Below are 15,586 nucleotides of genomic sequence, written 5' to 3' on the forward strand. Positions count from 1 at the left end.
CTGCTTCTGCGGGACTCTTGGGGGGCGGGAAGGCTGTCCAGCGGAGCGCGGGGGGCGGGGCCCTCACCCTGGCCCTCTCCCGGAGGGAGAGGGGACTAAAAGCGGTGCCGCGGTGGGCTTTTTCGTGGGCAATAAAAAAGGGTCAGCTTACGCTGACCCTTGGAAATAGGTGGTGGCTACGCAGGGACTTGAACCCCGGACCCCAGCATTATGAATGCTATGCTCTAACCAGCTGAGCTACGTAGCCATCCGAGGCGCGCATTATTGGCAAGGCGTCGGTGGCTGTCAAGCCTTCCGTTCAAGAAATTTCTGTTTGTCGATCAAGCGTTTGCGCAGCCCCGCCGGGACTGGTTCGGCTAGTCGTCCTCGTCCAGCGGCAGCTGGATCTCGTCCATCTTCAGCTCCAGGCGATAGCCCAGGGCCAGGAACAGCGCCTGGCACAGGCAGAGGGTGGCGCTCAGCGAACGGAAGGCGAAGGCACTGCCTTCGTTGACCAGCAGCAGGGCATCGGCGCGCTTGGCCAGGGGCGAAAGATTGCTGTCGGTGATGATCAGCGTCTTGGCCTTGTGGTGCTGGGCGATGCGCACGCACTGCTGACTTTCCTTGCCATAGGGACTGAAGCTGATGGCGATCAGCAGGTCGCCCTGGGCGATGCTGCGCATCTGCTCGCGATAGCCGCCGCCCAGACCGGTGATGAGGTGGATGCGCTTGTTGGTGTGCTGCAGGTTGTAGACCAGGTAGTCGGCCACGGCGAAGGAGCGGCGCACCCCCACCACATAGATGTTCTCGGCGTTCACCAGCAGGTCGACGGCCTTGTCGAAGGCGGCGTCGTCCAGTTCCTCGGCGAGTCGATCCAGCCCCGAACGGGTGGCGTTGATGCACTCGCGGGCCAGATCGCCGCTGCTGGCGCGCTGGCTCTTGTTGGCGATCATGCTGCGGATGCGCTGCTGGTAGTTCTGTACCGGCGTGGTCTTGTGGGTGTAGGCCTCGCGAAACAGCGCCTGCATCTCGCTGAAGCCCTTGAAGCCGAAGCGCTGGGAGAAGCGCACGATGGCCGAGGGGTGCACCTCGCACTGCCCGGCGATGTCGCTGATGCGATCGACCATGACCCTGTCGCTCTGCTGGCTGACATAGGCGGCCACCCGTTTCAGCTGGCGTGGCAGGGCCTCGTAGTCACGGGCGATGCAGGCCAGCAACTGCTCGACGTTGCCGGGGGGATCGGCCAGCGGCGCGCTGCTGAGGGAGTCGTCGGCCGGGGAGTCGGAGGACATGGGCAATCTCGCGGTAGGGATTCTTGTGCCGGCAACTTAACCCATTCGCCGGGCGGCGTCGAAGTGGGACGGCAGGCGCAGTGTACGCCAGTTATGGAAATTAAATTCCATAAAATCTTATGTGGAAAATTTGTTGATTTGTCCGCGGTGTCGTTCTAGCCTGAGCTCACTCACACGTTCGGCCCCTCGGGTCCGCGCGGTTGGCCGATAACAATAAGCAGGAGCCACCCATGGGTGATCATTTCTTCGCCAGCGGGCGCCAGTTGGACGTCATCTGCCTGGGGCGACTGGGCGTCGACCTCTATGCGCAGCAGATCGGGGCGCCACTGGAAGACGTCAGCAGCTTCGCCAAGTACCTGGGGGGATCCTCCGCCAACATCGCCTTCGGCACCGCGCGCCTGGGGCTGAAGTCGGCGATGCTGACCCGGGTCGGCGACGACCACATGGGCCGCTTCCTGACCCGGACGCTGGCGCAGGAAGGCTGCGACACCCGCGGCATCCAGGTGGATCGCGAGCGCCTCACCGCCCTGGTGCTGCTGGGCATCAAGGACCGCGAGACCTTTCCCCTGGTGTTCTATCGCGAGAATTGCGCCGACATGGCGCTGGGCGCCGACGACCTTGACGAGGCCTTCATCGCCAGCGCCAAGGCACTGTTGATCACCGGTACCCACTTCTCCACCGAGGGGGTGTTCCAGGCCAGCAGCCGGGCCCTGGACTACGCCGAGCGCAACGGCGTGAAGCGGGTGCTGGACATCGATTACCGCCCGGTGCTCTGGGGCCTGACCGGCAAGGCCGATGGCGAGACCCGCTTCATCGCCAGTGCCGAGGTCAGCGCCCATGTCCAGCGCATCCTGCCGCGCTTCGACCTGGTGGTGGGCACCGAAGAGGAATTCCAGATCGCCGGGGGCAGCGAAGACCTGCTCACCGCCCTGCGGCGCGTGCGCGAGGTGACCGCGGCGACCCTGGTGGTCAAGCTTGGCGCCCAGGGCTGCACGGTGATCCAGGGCGCCATTCCGGCGCGTCTCGAGGATGGCGAGATCCATCGCGGCATCCGCGTCGAGGTGCTCAATGTGCTGGGCGCGGGCGATGCCTTCATGTCCGGCTTCCTGCGCGGCTGGCTGACCGGCGGCGACGCTGCCGAATGCTGCCGGCTGGCCAATGCCTGCGGCGGGCTGGTGGTGTCGCGCCATGGCTGCGCCCCGGCCATGCCGACCCTGGCCGAGCTGGACTACCTCAACCACAGTCCGGTGCCCATCACCCGGCCCGATCTGGATCCGGTGCTGACCCGGCTGCACCGGGTGAGCACGCGGCGGCGCCAGTGGCGGCAGCTGTTCATCTTCGCCTTCGATCACCGCTACCAGCTGGTGGAAAGCGCCCAGCAGGTGGGGGCCGACCCGGCGCGGATTCCGGCGCTCAAGCAGCTGTTCGTCCAGGCCATCGCCGAGGTCGAGCAGGACCTGCAGCGTCAGGGTGTGGCCGCCGACGTCGGGCTGCTGGCCGACGAGCGCTTCGGCCAGGACGCCCTGAATGCCGCCAGCGGCCGTGGCTGGTGGATCGCCCGGCCGGTGGAGCTGCAGAACTCGCGGCCGCTGGCCTTCGAGCACGGCCGTTCGGTGGGCAGCACCCTGCTGAGCTGGCCGAGCGAGCAGATCATCAAGTGCCTGGTGCAATTCCACCCCGATGACGAGCCGCTGCTGCGGCTGGAGCAGGAGGCCCAGCTCAAGGGGCTGTATGAAGCGGCCCAGGCCAGCGGTCATGAGCTCCTGCTGGAGGTCATCCCACCGAAGAACCATGCCTCCAGCCGGCCGGACGTGCTCTATCGCGCCATCAAGCGGCTGTACAACCTGGGCATCTATCCGGAGTGGTGGAAGATCGAGGCGCAGCCGGCCGCCGTCTGGCAGCAACTCGACCAGCTGATCGCCGAACGCGATCCCCATTGCCAGGGCGTGGTGGTACTGGGCCTCAACGCCCCGGCCGAGGAGTTGGCCGAGGGCTTTCGTCAGGCCAGTGCCAGCCAGCGCTGCCAGGGCTTCGCCGTGGGCCGGACCATCTTCGCCCAGCCGAGTCGGGCCTGGCTGGCCGGCGAGATCGACGACCGTGCGCTGGTCGCGCAGATCCGCAGCAACTTCGAATTCCTGATCCAGGCCTGGCGCGACGCCCGCGCCTGATCGCCTCCTGACGAGCAGCTCCGACATGACCGCACAACAACAACTCAAGATCGGCATCAACCCTATCTCCTGGGCCAACGACGACCTGCCGGCCCTGGGCGGCGACACCCCGCTTGCGACCATCCTGCGCGAGGGCAAGGAAATCGGCTTCCAGGGCTTCGAACTGGGTGGCAAGTTTCCCAGCGAGCCCAAGGCGCTGGGCGAGGTACTCGGCCAGCATGACCTGGAGCTGGTGTCCGGCTGGTATTCCAGCGGCCTGGCGCACCGGGATGTCGAGGCCGAGATCGAGGCGATCCGTCCGCATTGCCGGCTACTGGCCGAGAACGGCGCCAAGGTGCTGGTCTACGGCGAGGTGGCCGGCTCCATCCAGGGGCAGCGACGGCCGCTGATCGAACGGCCGCGCTTCCACAGCGACGCCGCCTGGCAGGCCTATGCCGAGAAGCTCGATCGCCTGGCCGCCTTCACCCTGAGCCAGGGCCTGCGCCTGGCCTATCACCACCACATGGGCGCCTATGTGGAAGCGCCCGAGGACATCGCCCGGCTGATGGCGCTGACCTCTCCGGACGTCGGCCTGCTGTTCGATGCCGGCCATTGCTACATGGGCGGTGGCGATCCCCTGAGCGTGCTGCAGCAACATATCGACCGGGTCTGCCACGTGCACTTCAAGGACGTGCGCAAGGCGGTGGTGCAGCTGGCGCGCAACCACCAGTGGAGCTTTCCGGACTGCATCCTCAACGGCACCTTCACCGTGCCGGGTGACGGCGACATCGATTTCTCGGCGCTGCTCAAGGTGCTGGTGGCCGCCGGCTACTCAGGCTGGCTGGTGGTGGAAGCCGAGCAGGACCCGGCCGTGGCGCCGGCCTACGAATACGCCAAGAAGGGCTACGACCATCTGCGCCAGCTGGTGGCGCAGGCCACTGCCTGAGGAGGAATCCGATGAATCTGCTCGTCAAAGCCGACCGTAGCGCCCGCGACATCGTCAGCGTCCCGGCCGGCGCCCTGGACTATGTCGGCTTCGCCGCCCATCGCCTGCAACCGGGAGAGTCCCTGCCGGTGCTGGCGGGCGATCTGGAGGTCTGCATCGTTCTGCTCAGCGGCGGTGCCAGTATCGAGGGCGGGCATCCGCAGCTGGGCGCCTTCGCCTGGCGCGGGCTGGTCGGTCGCCAGAGCGTTTTCGAAGACGTCTCGCCCTATGCCGCCTACCTGCCGCCCGGCAGCGAGGCGCGGGTGACCGCCGACAGCACCGCCGAAATTGCCATCTGCACCTCGCCCGGCAATCCGCTGGTGGCGGACCGGCTGCCACCGCGGCTGATCGAGCCGGCGAGCATGCAGCGATCCACCCGCGGCAAGGGTGCCAATACCCGCTATGTCTGCGACATCCTGCCGGACACGGCGGCGGCCCATTCGCTGCTGGTGGTGGAGGTGCGCACCCCGTCCGGGCATTCCTCCAGCTATCCGCCCCATCGCCATGACCGCGACAACCTGCCGGCGGAGAGTCTGCTGGAGGAGTCCTACTACCACCGCATCGATCCGGGGCAGGGCTTCGTCTTCCAGCGCGTCTACACCGACGAGCGTGACCTGGACCAGGCCATGGCGGTGGAAGACCACGACGTGGTGCTGGTGCCGCGCGGCTATCACCCGGTCAGCGTGCCCTATGGCTACGAGTCCTATTACCTCAACGTGATGGCCGGCCCCCGGCGCGTCTGGAAATTCCACAACGATCCGCAGCACGAGTGGCTGCTGACTCGCTAACCCCTATCGCATTCGCCGTGGCGGCGACCCCAGGACATGAGGATTCAGGACATGAGCGACACCCCCGTCATCGGGCACTACATCAACGGCGCGGTCTCGACCCAGGCCGAGCGTTTCAGCGACGTCTTCAACCCGGCCGAGGGCGTGGTCCAGGGGCGGGTCGCCCAGGCCACGGCGCAGACCGTGGACCAGGCGGTGGCGGCGGCCAAGGCGGCCTTTCCCGAGTGGTCCGAGCAATCGGCGCTGCGCCGGGCGCGCATCCTGTTCCGCTTCAAGGAGCTGCTCGACCAGCACCACCGGGAACTGGCGGCGCTGATCACCCGCGAGCACGGCAAGGTGCTGTCCGACGCCATGGGCGAGGTGACGCGCGGCATCGAGGTGGTGGAATTCGCCTGCGGCGCGCCGCATCTGGCCAAGACCAGCTACAGCGACAACATCGGCGGCGGCATCGACAACTGGAACCTGCGCCAGCCGCTGGGCGTGTGCGCCGGCATCACCCCCTTCAACTTCCCGGTGATGGTGCCGCTGTGGATGATTCCCATGGCGCTGGCCACCGGCAACACCTTCATCCTCAAGCCCTCCGAGCGCGATCCCTCCGCCAGCCTGCTGCTGGCCGAGCTGCTCAAGCAGGCCGGCTTGCCCGATGGCGTGTTCAACGTGGTGCAGGGTGACAAGGTGGCGGTGGATGCGCTGTTGCAGCACCCGGACGTGGAGGCCATCTCCTTTGTCGGCTCCACCCCCATCGCCGAATACATCCACCAGGAAGGCACCCGCCGCGGCAAGCGCGTCCAGGCCCTGGGCGGTGCCAAGAACCATATGATCGTGATGCCCGACGCCGACCTGGACCAGGCCGCCGACGCCCTGATCGGCGCCGGTTTCGGTTCGGCCGGCGAGCGTTGCATGGCCATCTCCATCGCCGTGGCGGTGGGCGAGGTGGGCGATGCCCTGATCGAGAAACTGCTGCCGCGCATCGATGCCCTGCGGGTGCGCAACGGCGTGGAAGCCGATGCCGACATGGGGCCGCTGGTGACCGGCCAGCACAAGGCCAAGGTCGAGGGCTACATCACGAAAGGGGTGGAGGAGGGCGCCAGGCTGCTGGTCGACGGCCGCAACTTCAAGGTGCCCGGCGCCGAGCACGGCTTCTTCGTCGGCGCCACCCTGTTCGACGGCGTGACCCCGGAGATGACCATCTATAAGGAAGAGATCTTCGGTCCGGTGCTGGGCATCGTGCGGGTACCGGACTTCGCCAGCGCGGTGGAACTGATCAACGCCCACGAATTCGGTAACGGCGTCTCCTGCTTCACCCGTGACGGCGGCATCGCCCGCGCCTTCGCCCGCACCATCAAGGTGGGCATGGTCGGCATCAACGTGCCCATCCCGGTGCCCATGGCCTGGCATTCCTTCGGTGGCTGGAAGCGATCCCTGTTCGGCGATCACCACGCCTATGGCGAGGAAGGCCTGCGCTTCTACACCCGCTACAAGAGCGTGATGCAGCGCTGGCCCGACAGCATCGCCAAGGGCGCCGAATTCAGCATGCCCACCGCCAAGTGACCGGGGAGAAGCCATGAGCACCCAACGTCTGACCATGGCCCAGGCCCTGGTGAAATTTCTCGACAACCAGTACCTCAGCGTCGATGGCGTCGAGACCAGGTTCGTCGCCGGCGTCTTCACCATCTTCGGCCACGGCAACGTGCTCGGCCTGGGCCAGGCGCTGGAGCAGGACGCCGGAGAGCTGGTGGTGCACCAGGGGCGCAACGAGCAGGGCATGGCCCATGCCGCCACGGGTTTCGCCAAGCAGAAGCTGCGTCGGCAGATCTACGCCTGCACCTCCTCGGTGGGTCCGGGCGCGGCCAACATGCTGACCGCCGCGGCCACCGCCACCGCCAACCGCATCCCGCTGCTGCTGTTGCCCGGCGACGTCTATGCCAGTCGCCAGCCCGATCCGGTGCTGCAGCAGATCGAGCAATTCCACGACCTGTCGATCAGCACCAACGATGCCTTCCGCGCGGTGAGCAAGTACTGGGATCGCATCAACCGGCCCGAGCAGCTGATGAGCGCGGCGATCAATGCCATGCGCGTGCTGACCGATCCGGCCGAGACCGGCGCCGTGACCCTGGCGCTGCCCCAGGATGTCCAGGGCGAGGCCTACGACTATCCGGACTACTTCTTCGCCAAGCGGGTGCACCGCCTGGATCGCCGGCCGCCGGTGGTCGCCGCCATCGCGGAGGCGGTGCAGCTGCTCAGGCGCAAGCGCAAGCCGCTGCTGATCTGTGGCGGCGGGGTGAAGTATTCCGGCGCCGCCGCGGCCCTGCAGCGCTTCGCCGAGCGCTTCGAGATTCCCTTCGCCGAGACCCAGGCCGGCAAGAGCGCCATCGTCTCCAGCCACGAACTCAATGTCGGCGGCCTCGGCGAGACCGGCTGCCTGGCCGCCAACCTGCTGGCCAGGGAAGCGGATCTGATCATCGGCGTCGGCACCCGCTACACCGATTTCACCACCTCCTCGAAGTGGCTCTACCAGCATCCCGAGGTGGAATTCCTCAATCTCAACGTGGCTGCCTTCGACGCCGGCAAGCTCGATGGCCTGGCCGTGGTGGCCGATGCCCGCGAAGCCCTCGACGCCCTGACCGAGGCGCTAGGGGCTACCGACTACCGCGCCGGCTGGAGCGGCCAGGTGGGGGAGGCGCGTGAGCGCTATCGCCAGGAGGTGGAGCGGGTCTACGCGGTCGGCTATACCGGCGCCGACTTCGTGCCGGAGATCGACGACGACCTGCCGCGCGCGGTGCTGGAGGAATTCGTCCGTCTGACCGGCTCGTCCCTCACCCAGAGCCAGGTGCTCGGCCGCCTCAACGAACGACTGGACGACGACGCCATCATCGTCGCCGCCGCCGGCAGCCTGCCGGGTGATCTGCAGCGCGCCTGGCAGAGCAAGGGCGTCAACACCTACCACCTGGAATACGGCTATTCCTGCATGGGCTACGAGATCAACGCCGCCCTCGGCGTGAAGCTGGCCGAACCGGAGCGCGACGTCTATGCGCTGGTGGGGGACGGTTCCTACCAGATGCTGCACTCGGAGCTGGCCACCTCCATCCAGGAGCGGCGCAAGATCAACGTGGTGCTGCTCGACAACATGACCTTCGGTTGCATCAACAACCTGCAGGTCGGCCACGGCATGGGCAGCTTCGGCACCGAATTCCGCTATCGCAACCCGGAGACCGGCAAGCTCGACGGCGACTTCGTGCCGGTGGACTTCGCCATGAGCGCCGCCGCCTACGGCTGCAAGACCTATAGCGTGCGCACCCTGGAGGAGCTGGAAGCGGCCCTGGCCGATGCCCGTCGGCAGACGGTTTCCACCCTGATCGACATCAAAGTGCTGCCCAAGACCATGCTGCACGGCTACCTGTCCTGGTGGCGGGTCGGCGGCGCCGAGGTCTCCACCAGCGAAAAGATCGCCGCCGTCGCCCGGGTGCTCAGGGAAAACGCCGCCCAGGCCCGCCAGTACTGAGCGCCGCTCACTCCATAACAAGTCCAAATCGGAGAATGAAGTCATGACCTTGAACATCGGTGTCATCGGGACCGGCGCCATCGGCCGCGAACACATCCGCCGCCTGAGCCACACCCTGCTGGGCAGTCGCGTGGTGGCGGTGACCGACATCAACGCCGACCAGGCCGCCCGGGTGGTCCAGGAGCTGGGCATCACCGCGGAGGTCTATGCCGACGGCCATGCGCTGATCGCCGCGGCGGACGTCCAGGCGGTGCTGGTCGCCTCCTGGGGGCCGACCCACGAGGAGTACGTGCTGGCCGCCATCGCCGCCGGCAAGCCGGTGTTCTGCGAAAAGCCCCTGGCGACCACCGCCGAGGGCTGCCGGCGCATCGTCGAAGCCGAGCAGGCCCACGGCAAGCGCCTGGTGCAGGTGGGCTTCATGCGGCCCTACGATGCCGGCTATCGCCAGCTCAAGGCGGTGGTCGACGCCGATCGCATCGGCGCGCCGCTGATGATCCATGCGGCCCACCGCAATCCCACGGTGAGCGAGCACTACAGCACCGACATGGCCATCACCGACACCCTGATCCACGAGATCAACGTGCTGGCCTGGCTGCTGGACGATCATTACGTGTCCGCCCAGGTGGTCTTTCCGCGCAAGGCGCCAGCGGCGCGCGAGCACCTGCGCGATCCCCAGGTGGTGCTGCTGGAAACGGCCAAGGGCGTGCGCATCGACGTCGAGGTCTTCGTCAATTGCCAGTACGGCTACGACATCCAGTGCGAGATCGTCGGCGAGCGCGGCATCGCCCGCCTGCCGGAGCCGACCTCGGTGCAGCTGCGCAGCGAGGCGCGACTGTCCAACGAGATCCTCATGGACTGGAAGGACAGATTCATCGCTGCCTATGACGTGGAGCTGCAAGCCTTTATCGACGATCTGGCCGCCGGCCAGCTGACCGGGCCGTCGTCCTGGGACGGCTACATCGCCGCGGTCACCGCCGACGCCTGCATCAAGGCCCAGGACAGCGGCGCCATCGAGCCGGTGACCCTGCCCAGCCGACCGGCTTTCTACGCCTAGGTCGCTCGCCCCGCCTGCCACGCACGCGGGGCTGTGCGGCCTGCACGGGAGGCTTCGGCCGTGAGAATCGGACTGGTCGGCTATGCCGGCCTCGGGCGCCTGCTGCAGGCGCCACTGATCGCCAGCATCCCGGGCGCCCAACTGGTGGGTGTGGTATGCGGCTCGCCGACGCAGCATGCCGAGTTGACCCGGGCGTATCCCGGCGTCGTCGGCCATCCCGACCTGGGCAGTCTGATCGCCGCCGGGGTGGACAGCCTGGTGATCGCCACGCCTCTCGGCGAACGTCCGGCGCAGGTGCGGGAAGCGCTGCGGCGGGACCTGCCGGTGGTCTGCGCGGCGCCGCTGGCCAGCACCCTGGCAGAGGCCGAGGACCTGGTGGCGCTGGCCGAACGGCGGGGCGTCCCGCTCTGCGTCCAGCAGCTGCGCCGCTGGGATTCGGACCTGCTCACCCTGGCTCGACTGCTGCGCGAAAAGCGCCTGGGCCGGGTACGCCTCTTCGAGTCGCGCCTGCAACTGACCGACCTGGCCGCGGCGGGCCTGGGCACCGAGGCTGGCCTGCTCCTCGAACTGGGCAGCCATCTGGTGGACCAGGCGCTGCTGCTGTTCGGGCCGGTCGAACGGGTCTATGCCGAGGCGCAGTTCCCCCGCGGCGATCCCGCGCGGGAGCGGGAATTCTTTCTGTCCCTGCGCCATCGCTCGGGGGAGGTCTCGCACCTCTCGGGCAGCGGTCTGCAGAACTGTCCGCAGCGGCTGCGGGTGGTCGGCGAGCGGGGCGTCTATAGCGTCGATGGCCTGGATGGCCAGGCCGCGGCCCTGCGCCAGGGGCGTACCCCGCGCAGCGAAAAAGCCAGTTGGGGCGCCGAGGAGCATCAGCGCTGGGGCTGGCTGAGCGTGGGCGAGGAGCGTTCGCGGGTACCGAGCGAACGGGGCCGCTGGGATCTGTTCTACCAGGGCTGGCTGGCGGCCCTTACCCAGGGCGCGCCCTTGCCGGTCGCCGCGCGGGAGACGCTGGCCTGCCAGGCGATCCTGGCGGCGGCGCGCGAGAGTGCCCGTGCGGGCGAAAGCCTGGCGCCAGAGGCCGTTGCGCGGGTGCCGGAAGCGTCGCTGGCAGACACCCAGGAGCGGGCGCGGCCGTCGCACTTGCATGTCGAATGAAATTTCTATTTCTCTCTTGTTGTGGAATTAAATTTCCAATAGAGTCGAGAGCAGTTGCAGAAACGAGTCACCAGGGCCGCGCGCCCCGACAACAATAATAGGTGCCGTCACATGAACCACTCCACGCATTCCTTCCGTCTCCCCCTCGCGACCGTGCACCGCCTCAAGGTGCAGCGTCCCTCCCGACTGCTCGCCCTGCTCGGCCGGCTGTTCTGCCACGAGCGCAGCGGCGCCGTGCTCTGCGCCTCGCCCGGCGCCGCGGTGTTCTACCGCCCGCACTGATTCCCGCGTCTTTCCAGCGTTCGCCCAGGCTCCGCCCGGTTCAAGACGGCGCGGCCCCCGAGGTGCGCCTGGCCGTTGCGCCCGTCTGATCCCCTTGCTGATCGCCACCCCACGAATGGAGCCTGAACCATGCAGAAGAAAACTCGCTTTGCCACCCTGGCGCTGTCGCTGTCGCTGCTGCTGGGCAGCAGCGCGGCCCTGGCGGACCTCAAGGTCGGGGTGACCATGTCGTCGTTCGACGACAACTACCTTACCTATGTCCGCGAATACATGACCAAGAAGGCCAAGACCGACGGCGTGCAGCTGCAATTCGAGGACGCCCGCAACGACGTGGTCAAGCAGCTCACCCAGGTGCAGAGTTTCATCAGCCAGAAGGTCGATGCGGTCATCGTCAATCCGGTGGACACCGCCGCGACCCGGACCCTGACCGAGGCCGCCACCAAGGCCGGCGTGCCCATCGTCTACATCAACCGCCGCCCCGACGAGCCCACCCTGCCGGCGGGCGTGGTGGCGGTGACCTCCGACGACAAGGAGGCCGGCCGCCTGCAGGCGCAGTACGTGGCGGACAAGCTCGGCGGCAAGGGCCAGGTGGCCATCCTGCTGGGTGATCTGGCCAACAACTCCACCCACAACCGCACCGCCGGGGTGAAGGAAGTCCTGGCCAAGTATCCGGGCATCAAGGTCGTCGAGGAGCAGACCGCGGCCTGGCAGCGCGACAAGTCCATGGACCTGACCAGCAACTGGCTGCTGGCCGGCAAGGAGCTCAACGCCATCTTCGCCAACAACGACGAGATGGCCATCGGCGCGGCCATGGCCCTGCGCCAGGCCGGCAAGAAGGACGTAATGGTCACCGGCGTCGACGGTACGCCCGACGGCCTGGCCGCGATCAAGCGCGGCCTGGTGACGGTCTCGGTGTTCCAGGACGCCAAGGGCCAGGCGGAAGGGGCCCTCGATGCGGCGCTGAAGATGATCAACAAGACCCCGGGCGAGCAGAACGTGCTGATTCCCTTCCGCCTGATCACCCCGGAGAACGTCGCCGAATTCCAGGCCATGACCAAATGACCTGAGGCGCCTGCGCCGTCCTGGAAGGAGGGCGGGGCGCCGCGCCAGAACGGCTTTCCAGAGCAAACGGGCAGTCCGGCAATGGACCGCCCGTTTGTCTATCTGGGGCCTTGCCAGCGGTGCCGGGCGGGTTGCGAACCCGCGATGATTATCACCTAAAAATTCCAAAAAGATATTGACTGGAATTTATTTTCCAATAGAGTCGAGGGCAAGCCAAGACGTACAGCGGTGCCTCGCCCCGGCGAGCGCACCCTTCAACAAGAATAAAAGGTGCCGTCATGCCATCCCGCTCCCTGTCCCTGTATGGGTCTCCGATCGCCTGTCCGCCAGGTGCCTGCCTGCACCTGGCCCGCGCCGTCATGGCGAGCCCTTCGCCCAGCGCCCTCTACTGACCAGCGACCCGCGCCGCCTGGTCGGCGCCCGCGAGGAGATCGTGATCATGCTCAGTTCCGCCACCCCTGCCGCCGCTCCCGCCACCGTGGCCACGGCCGCGCCCGGCGAATACCTGCTGGAAATCGTCGACGTCACCAAGGAGTTTCCCGGCGTCAAGGCGCTGTCCCACGTGCAGCTGCGGGTGCGTCCCGGCACCGTGCTGGCGCTGATGGGCGAGAACGGCGCGGGCAAGTCGACACTGATGAAGATCATCGCCGGCATCTACCAGCCCGACGCTGGCGAGGTGCGGCTGCGCGGGGTGCCGGTGCGCTTCGAGACGCCGCTGCAGGCGCTGCAGTCGGGGATCGCCATGATCCACCAGGAACTCAACCTGATGCCCTTCATGACCATCGCCGAGAACATCTGGCTGGGTCGCGAACCCCTCAATGCCCTGCATCTGGTGGACCACGGCAAGATGCGTCGCCAGACCCAGGCATTGCTGGACCGGCTGCGCATCGCCCTGGACCCGGAAGACAGCGTGGGCAGTCTGTCCATCGCCGGGCGGCAGATGGTGGAGATCGCCAAGGCGGTGTCCTACGACAGCGATGTGCTGATCATGGACGAGCCCACCTCGGCCATCACCGAGACCGAGGTGGCGCATCTGTTTTCCATCATCGCCGACCTCAAGGCCCAGGGTAAGGGCATCGTCTACATCACCCACAAGATGGACGAGGTGTTCCAGATCGCCGATGAGGTCGCGGTGTTCCGCGACGGCCAGTACATCGGCCTGCAGCGCGCCGACAGCCTGAACGGCGACGGCCTGATCGCCATGATGGTGGGGCGCGAACTGACCCAGCTGTTCCCGGAGCGCACCGCGCCGCGCGACGAGGTGCTGCTGTCGGTGCGCGACCTGGGCCTGGACGGGGTGTTCTCCGGCATCTCCTTCGACCTGCGCGCCGGCGAGGTGCTGGGCATCGCCGGACTGATGGGCTCGGGGCGCACCAATGTCGCCGAGACGCTGTTCGGGGTGACCCCGGCCACCGCCGGCGAGATCCGCATCGACGGCCAGCCGATACGCATGAGCGATCCTCATCTGGCGATCCAGAAAGGCCTGGCGCTGCTCACCGAAGACCGCAAGGACACCGGCATCTTTCCCTGCCTGTCGGTGGGGGAAAACATGGAGGTGGCGGTGCTGGGCGGCTTCGCCAGCGGCGGCTTCGTGCAGCAGCAGCGCCTCGATCAGCTCTGCGAGGAGATGCGCCAGCAACTGCGGGTGAAGACCCCTTCGCTGGACCAGTGCATCGCCAATCTCTCCGGCGGCAACCAGCAGAAGGCGCTGATCGCCCGCTGGCTGATGACCCGGCCGCGCATCCTCATCCTCGACGAACCCACCCGCGGCATCGACGTCGGCGCCAAGGCCGAGATCTACCGGCTGATCGCCAAGCTGGCCGCCGAAGGCCTGGCGGTGATCATGATTTCTTCCGAACTGCCCGAGGTCCTGGGCATGAGCGACCGGGTGATGGTGATGCACGAAGGCACCGTCACCGGCTTTCTCGACCGCGGCGAAGCGACCCAGGAGCGGGTCATGCACCTGGCCTCGGGCAATCCCGTACTGCACTAGCGCACCCTTCGCACGGTGGGCTGCGCCCATCGCTCCCGGCATACAAGAGGTAGAACAAGATGAGTGCCCTCCTGGACAAGAAAACCGCCGAACTACCCAGCGCGCGCCCGCGGCGCCGCATTCCCACCGAACTGGGCATCCTGCTGGTGCTGCTGGGCATCGGTCTGGCCTTCGAGGCCTTCGGCTGGGTCCTGCGTGACCAGAGCTTCCTGATGAATTCCCAGCGCCTGGTGCTGATGATCCTGCAGGTCTCGATCATCGGCCTGCTGGCCATCGCCGTGACCCAGGTGATCATCACCACCGGCATCGACCTCTCCTCCGGTTCGGTGCTGGCGCTGTCGGCCATGGTGGCGGCGAGTCTGGCCCAGGGCTCGGACTTCGGCCGGGCGGTGTTTCCCTCGCTGACCGACCTGCCGGTCTGGGTGCCGGTCATGGCCGGCCTCGGGGTGGGGCTGCTGGCCGGCGCCATCAACGGCAGCATCATCGCCGTCACCGGCATCCCGCCCTTCATCGCCACCCTCGGCATGATGGTCTCGGCCCGCGGCCTGGCGCGCTACTACACCGAAGGCCAGCCGATCAGCATGCTGTCCGACAACTACACCGCCATCGGCGCCGGGGCCATGCCGGTGATCATCTTCCTGGTGGTGGCGGTGATCTTCCACATCGCCCTGCGCTACACCAAGTACGGCAAGTACACCTATGCCATCGGCGGCAACATGCAGGCCGCGCGCATCTCCGGCATCAACGTCAAGAAGCACCTGATCATCGTCTACAGCATCGCCGGCCTGCTGGCGGGCCTGGCCGGGGTCGTGGCCTCGGCCCGCGCCGCCACCGGCCAGGCCGGCATGGGCATGTCCTACGAACTGGACGCCATCGCCGCGGCGGTGATCGGCGGCACCAGCCTGGCAGGCGGGGTAGGGCGCATCACCGGCACCGTGATCGGCGCCCTGATCCTCGGCACCATGGCCAGCGGCTTCACCTTCCTCGGGGTGGACGCCTACGTCCAGGACATCATCAAGGGCCTGATCATCGTGGTCGCCGTGGTCATCGACCAGTACCGCAACAAGCGCAAGGCCAAGCGCTAGGGCTGACGCCTTCCCCTCTCCCTGGGAGAGGGTCGGAGGTGAGGGTTGAGCCCGCACCCGATTGCTCTTCCCCCTCTCCCTCCGGGAGAGGGCCGGGCTGAGGGCCGAGCCAGCACCCGACCGTTTTTCTCCCTCTCCCCCTGGGAGAGGGCTTGGATGAGGGCCGAGCCAGCACCCGACCGTTTTTCCCCCTCTCCCCCTGGGAGAGGGCCGGGGGGGGGGGGGCCCCCCCCCCACCCCCACCCATTTAACCCGGCGGCGG

General features: G+C 67.3%; 12 protein-coding genes and 1 tRNA gene. 11 read left to right on the forward strand and 2 right to left on the reverse strand.

Going from position 1 to position 15,586, the window contains the following annotated elements:
- Positions 1 to 170: 170 nt before the first annotated feature.
- Both QMX82_RS23835 and QMX82_RS23840 read right to left on the reverse strand, forming a co-directional pair.
- Positions 171 to 247: transfer RNA gene (locus tag QMX82_RS23835), tRNA-Met, on the reverse strand.
- Positions 248 to 356: 109 nt separating this feature from the next.
- Complete coding sequence (locus QMX82_RS23840) at positions 357 to 1,271, reverse strand: MurR/RpiR family transcriptional regulator (RefSeq protein ID WP_208693754.1); 915 nt, start codon at positions 1,269 to 1,271, stop codon at positions 357 to 359.
- Between the two features lie 230 nt (positions 1,272 to 1,501).
- On the opposite strand from QMX82_RS23840, the gene QMX82_RS23845 reads away from it, so the two are divergent.
- The 11 genes from QMX82_RS23845 (at position 1,502) to QMX82_RS23895 (ending at position 15,324) form a co-directional block, all read left to right on the forward strand.
- Positions 1,502 to 3,439 carry a bifunctional 5-dehydro-2-deoxygluconokinase/5-dehydro-2-deoxyphosphogluconate aldolase gene (locus tag QMX82_RS23845; protein ID WP_208693755.1) on the forward strand — a complete coding sequence of 646 codons (1,938 nt, stop codon included), beginning with the start codon at positions 1,502 to 1,504 and terminating at the stop codon, positions 3,437 to 3,439.
- 25 nt (positions 3,440 to 3,464) lie between these two features.
- The gene (gene iolE / locus QMX82_RS23850) at positions 3,465 to 4,364 is read left to right on the forward strand and encodes a myo-inosose-2 dehydratase (protein ID WP_282288186.1); all 900 of its coding nucleotides are present in this window, start codon (positions 3,465 to 3,467) and stop codon (positions 4,362 to 4,364) included.
- Between the two features lie 11 nt (positions 4,365 to 4,375).
- Complete coding sequence (gene iolB, locus QMX82_RS23855; RefSeq protein ID WP_187980438.1) at positions 4,376 to 5,191, forward strand: 5-deoxy-glucuronate isomerase; 816 nt, start codon at positions 4,376 to 4,378, stop codon at positions 5,189 to 5,191.
- A gap of 51 nt (positions 5,192 to 5,242) precedes the next feature.
- Positions 5,243 to 6,742, forward strand: coding sequence for a CoA-acylating methylmalonate-semialdehyde dehydrogenase (locus QMX82_RS23860; RefSeq protein ID WP_282288189.1), 1,500 nt, complete (start codon positions 5,243 to 5,245; stop codon positions 6,740 to 6,742).
- Positions 6,743 to 6,755: 13 nt separating this feature from the next.
- On the forward strand, positions 6,756 to 8,693 hold the full coding sequence (iolD, locus tag QMX82_RS23865; protein ID WP_282288191.1) for a 3D-(3,5/4)-trihydroxycyclohexane-1,2-dione acylhydrolase (decyclizing): 1,938 nt from the start codon (positions 6,756 to 6,758) through the stop codon (positions 8,691 to 8,693).
- A 43-nt stretch (positions 8,694 to 8,736) separates the two neighbouring features.
- The gene (locus QMX82_RS23870; protein ID WP_133861585.1) at positions 8,737 to 9,747 is read left to right on the forward strand and encodes a Gfo/Idh/MocA family protein; all 1,011 of its coding nucleotides are present in this window, start codon (positions 8,737 to 8,739) and stop codon (positions 9,745 to 9,747) included.
- 60 nt (positions 9,748 to 9,807) lie between these two features.
- Positions 9,808 to 10,902: a Gfo/Idh/MocA family protein gene (locus QMX82_RS23875; RefSeq protein ID WP_282288195.1), complete on the forward strand. Its 1,095-nt coding sequence runs from the start codon at positions 9,808 to 9,810 to the stop codon at positions 10,900 to 10,902.
- A gap of 111 nt (positions 10,903 to 11,013) precedes the next feature.
- Entirely contained in the window at positions 11,014 to 11,184 is a 171-nt protein-coding gene (locus QMX82_RS23880) for a hypothetical protein (protein ID WP_208693761.1), read from the forward strand.
- A 129-nt stretch (positions 11,185 to 11,313) separates the two neighbouring features.
- Complete coding sequence (locus QMX82_RS23885; RefSeq protein ID WP_282288198.1) at positions 11,314 to 12,246, forward strand: sugar ABC transporter substrate-binding protein; 933 nt, start codon at positions 11,314 to 11,316, stop codon at positions 12,244 to 12,246.
- Between the two features lie 439 nt (positions 12,247 to 12,685).
- Complete coding sequence (locus tag QMX82_RS23890; RefSeq protein WP_282288200.1) at positions 12,686 to 14,239, forward strand: sugar ABC transporter ATP-binding protein; 1,554 nt, start codon at positions 12,686 to 12,688, stop codon at positions 14,237 to 14,239.
- A 59-nt stretch (positions 14,240 to 14,298) separates the two neighbouring features.
- Positions 14,299 to 15,324 (forward strand): ABC transporter permease, encoded by a 1,026-nt coding sequence (locus QMX82_RS23895; protein WP_133861581.1) that lies wholly within the window; start codon positions 14,299 to 14,301, stop codon positions 15,322 to 15,324.
- The last annotated feature ends 262 nt before the right edge of the window (positions 15,325 to 15,586 follow it).

Source organism: Pseudomonas sp. PS02302, assembly GCF_029959585.1.
Taxonomy (GTDB): Bacteria; Pseudomonadota; Gammaproteobacteria; order Pseudomonadales; family Pseudomonadaceae; genus Chryseomonas; species Chryseomonas aestiva.

Excerpts from the sequence above, each read along its gene's own strand:
- QMX82_RS23840 (WP_208693754.1), bottom strand. The coding sequence starts at position 1,271 with ATGTCCTCCGACTCCCCGGCCGACGACTCCCTCAGCAGCGCGCCGCTG.
- QMX82_RS23845 (WP_208693755.1), top strand. The coding sequence starts at position 1,502 with ATGGGTGATCATTTCTTCGCCAGCGGGCGCCAGTTGGACGTCATCTGC.
- iolE (WP_282288186.1), top strand. The coding sequence starts at position 3,465 with ATGACCGCACAACAACAACTCAAGATCGGCATCAACCCTATCTCCTGG.
- iolB (WP_187980438.1), top strand. The coding sequence starts at position 4,376 with ATGAATCTGCTCGTCAAAGCCGACCGTAGCGCCCGCGACATCGTCAGC.
- QMX82_RS23860 (WP_282288189.1), top strand. The coding sequence starts at position 5,243 with ATGAGCGACACCCCCGTCATCGGGCACTACATCAACGGCGCGGTCTCG.
- iolD (WP_282288191.1), top strand. The coding sequence starts at position 6,756 with ATGAGCACCCAACGTCTGACCATGGCCCAGGCCCTGGTGAAATTTCTC.
- QMX82_RS23870 (WP_133861585.1), top strand. The coding sequence starts at position 8,737 with ATGACCTTGAACATCGGTGTCATCGGGACCGGCGCCATCGGCCGCGAA.
- QMX82_RS23880 (WP_208693761.1), top strand. The coding sequence starts at position 11,014 with ATGAACCACTCCACGCATTCCTTCCGTCTCCCCCTCGCGACCGTGCAC.
- QMX82_RS23885 (WP_282288198.1), top strand. The coding sequence starts at position 11,314 with ATGCAGAAGAAAACTCGCTTTGCCACCCTGGCGCTGTCGCTGTCGCTG.
- QMX82_RS23890 (WP_282288200.1), top strand. The coding sequence starts at position 12,686 with ATGCTCAGTTCCGCCACCCCTGCCGCCGCTCCCGCCACCGTGGCCACG.
- QMX82_RS23895 (WP_133861581.1), top strand. The coding sequence starts at position 14,299 with ATGAGTGCCCTCCTGGACAAGAAAACCGCCGAACTACCCAGCGCGCGC.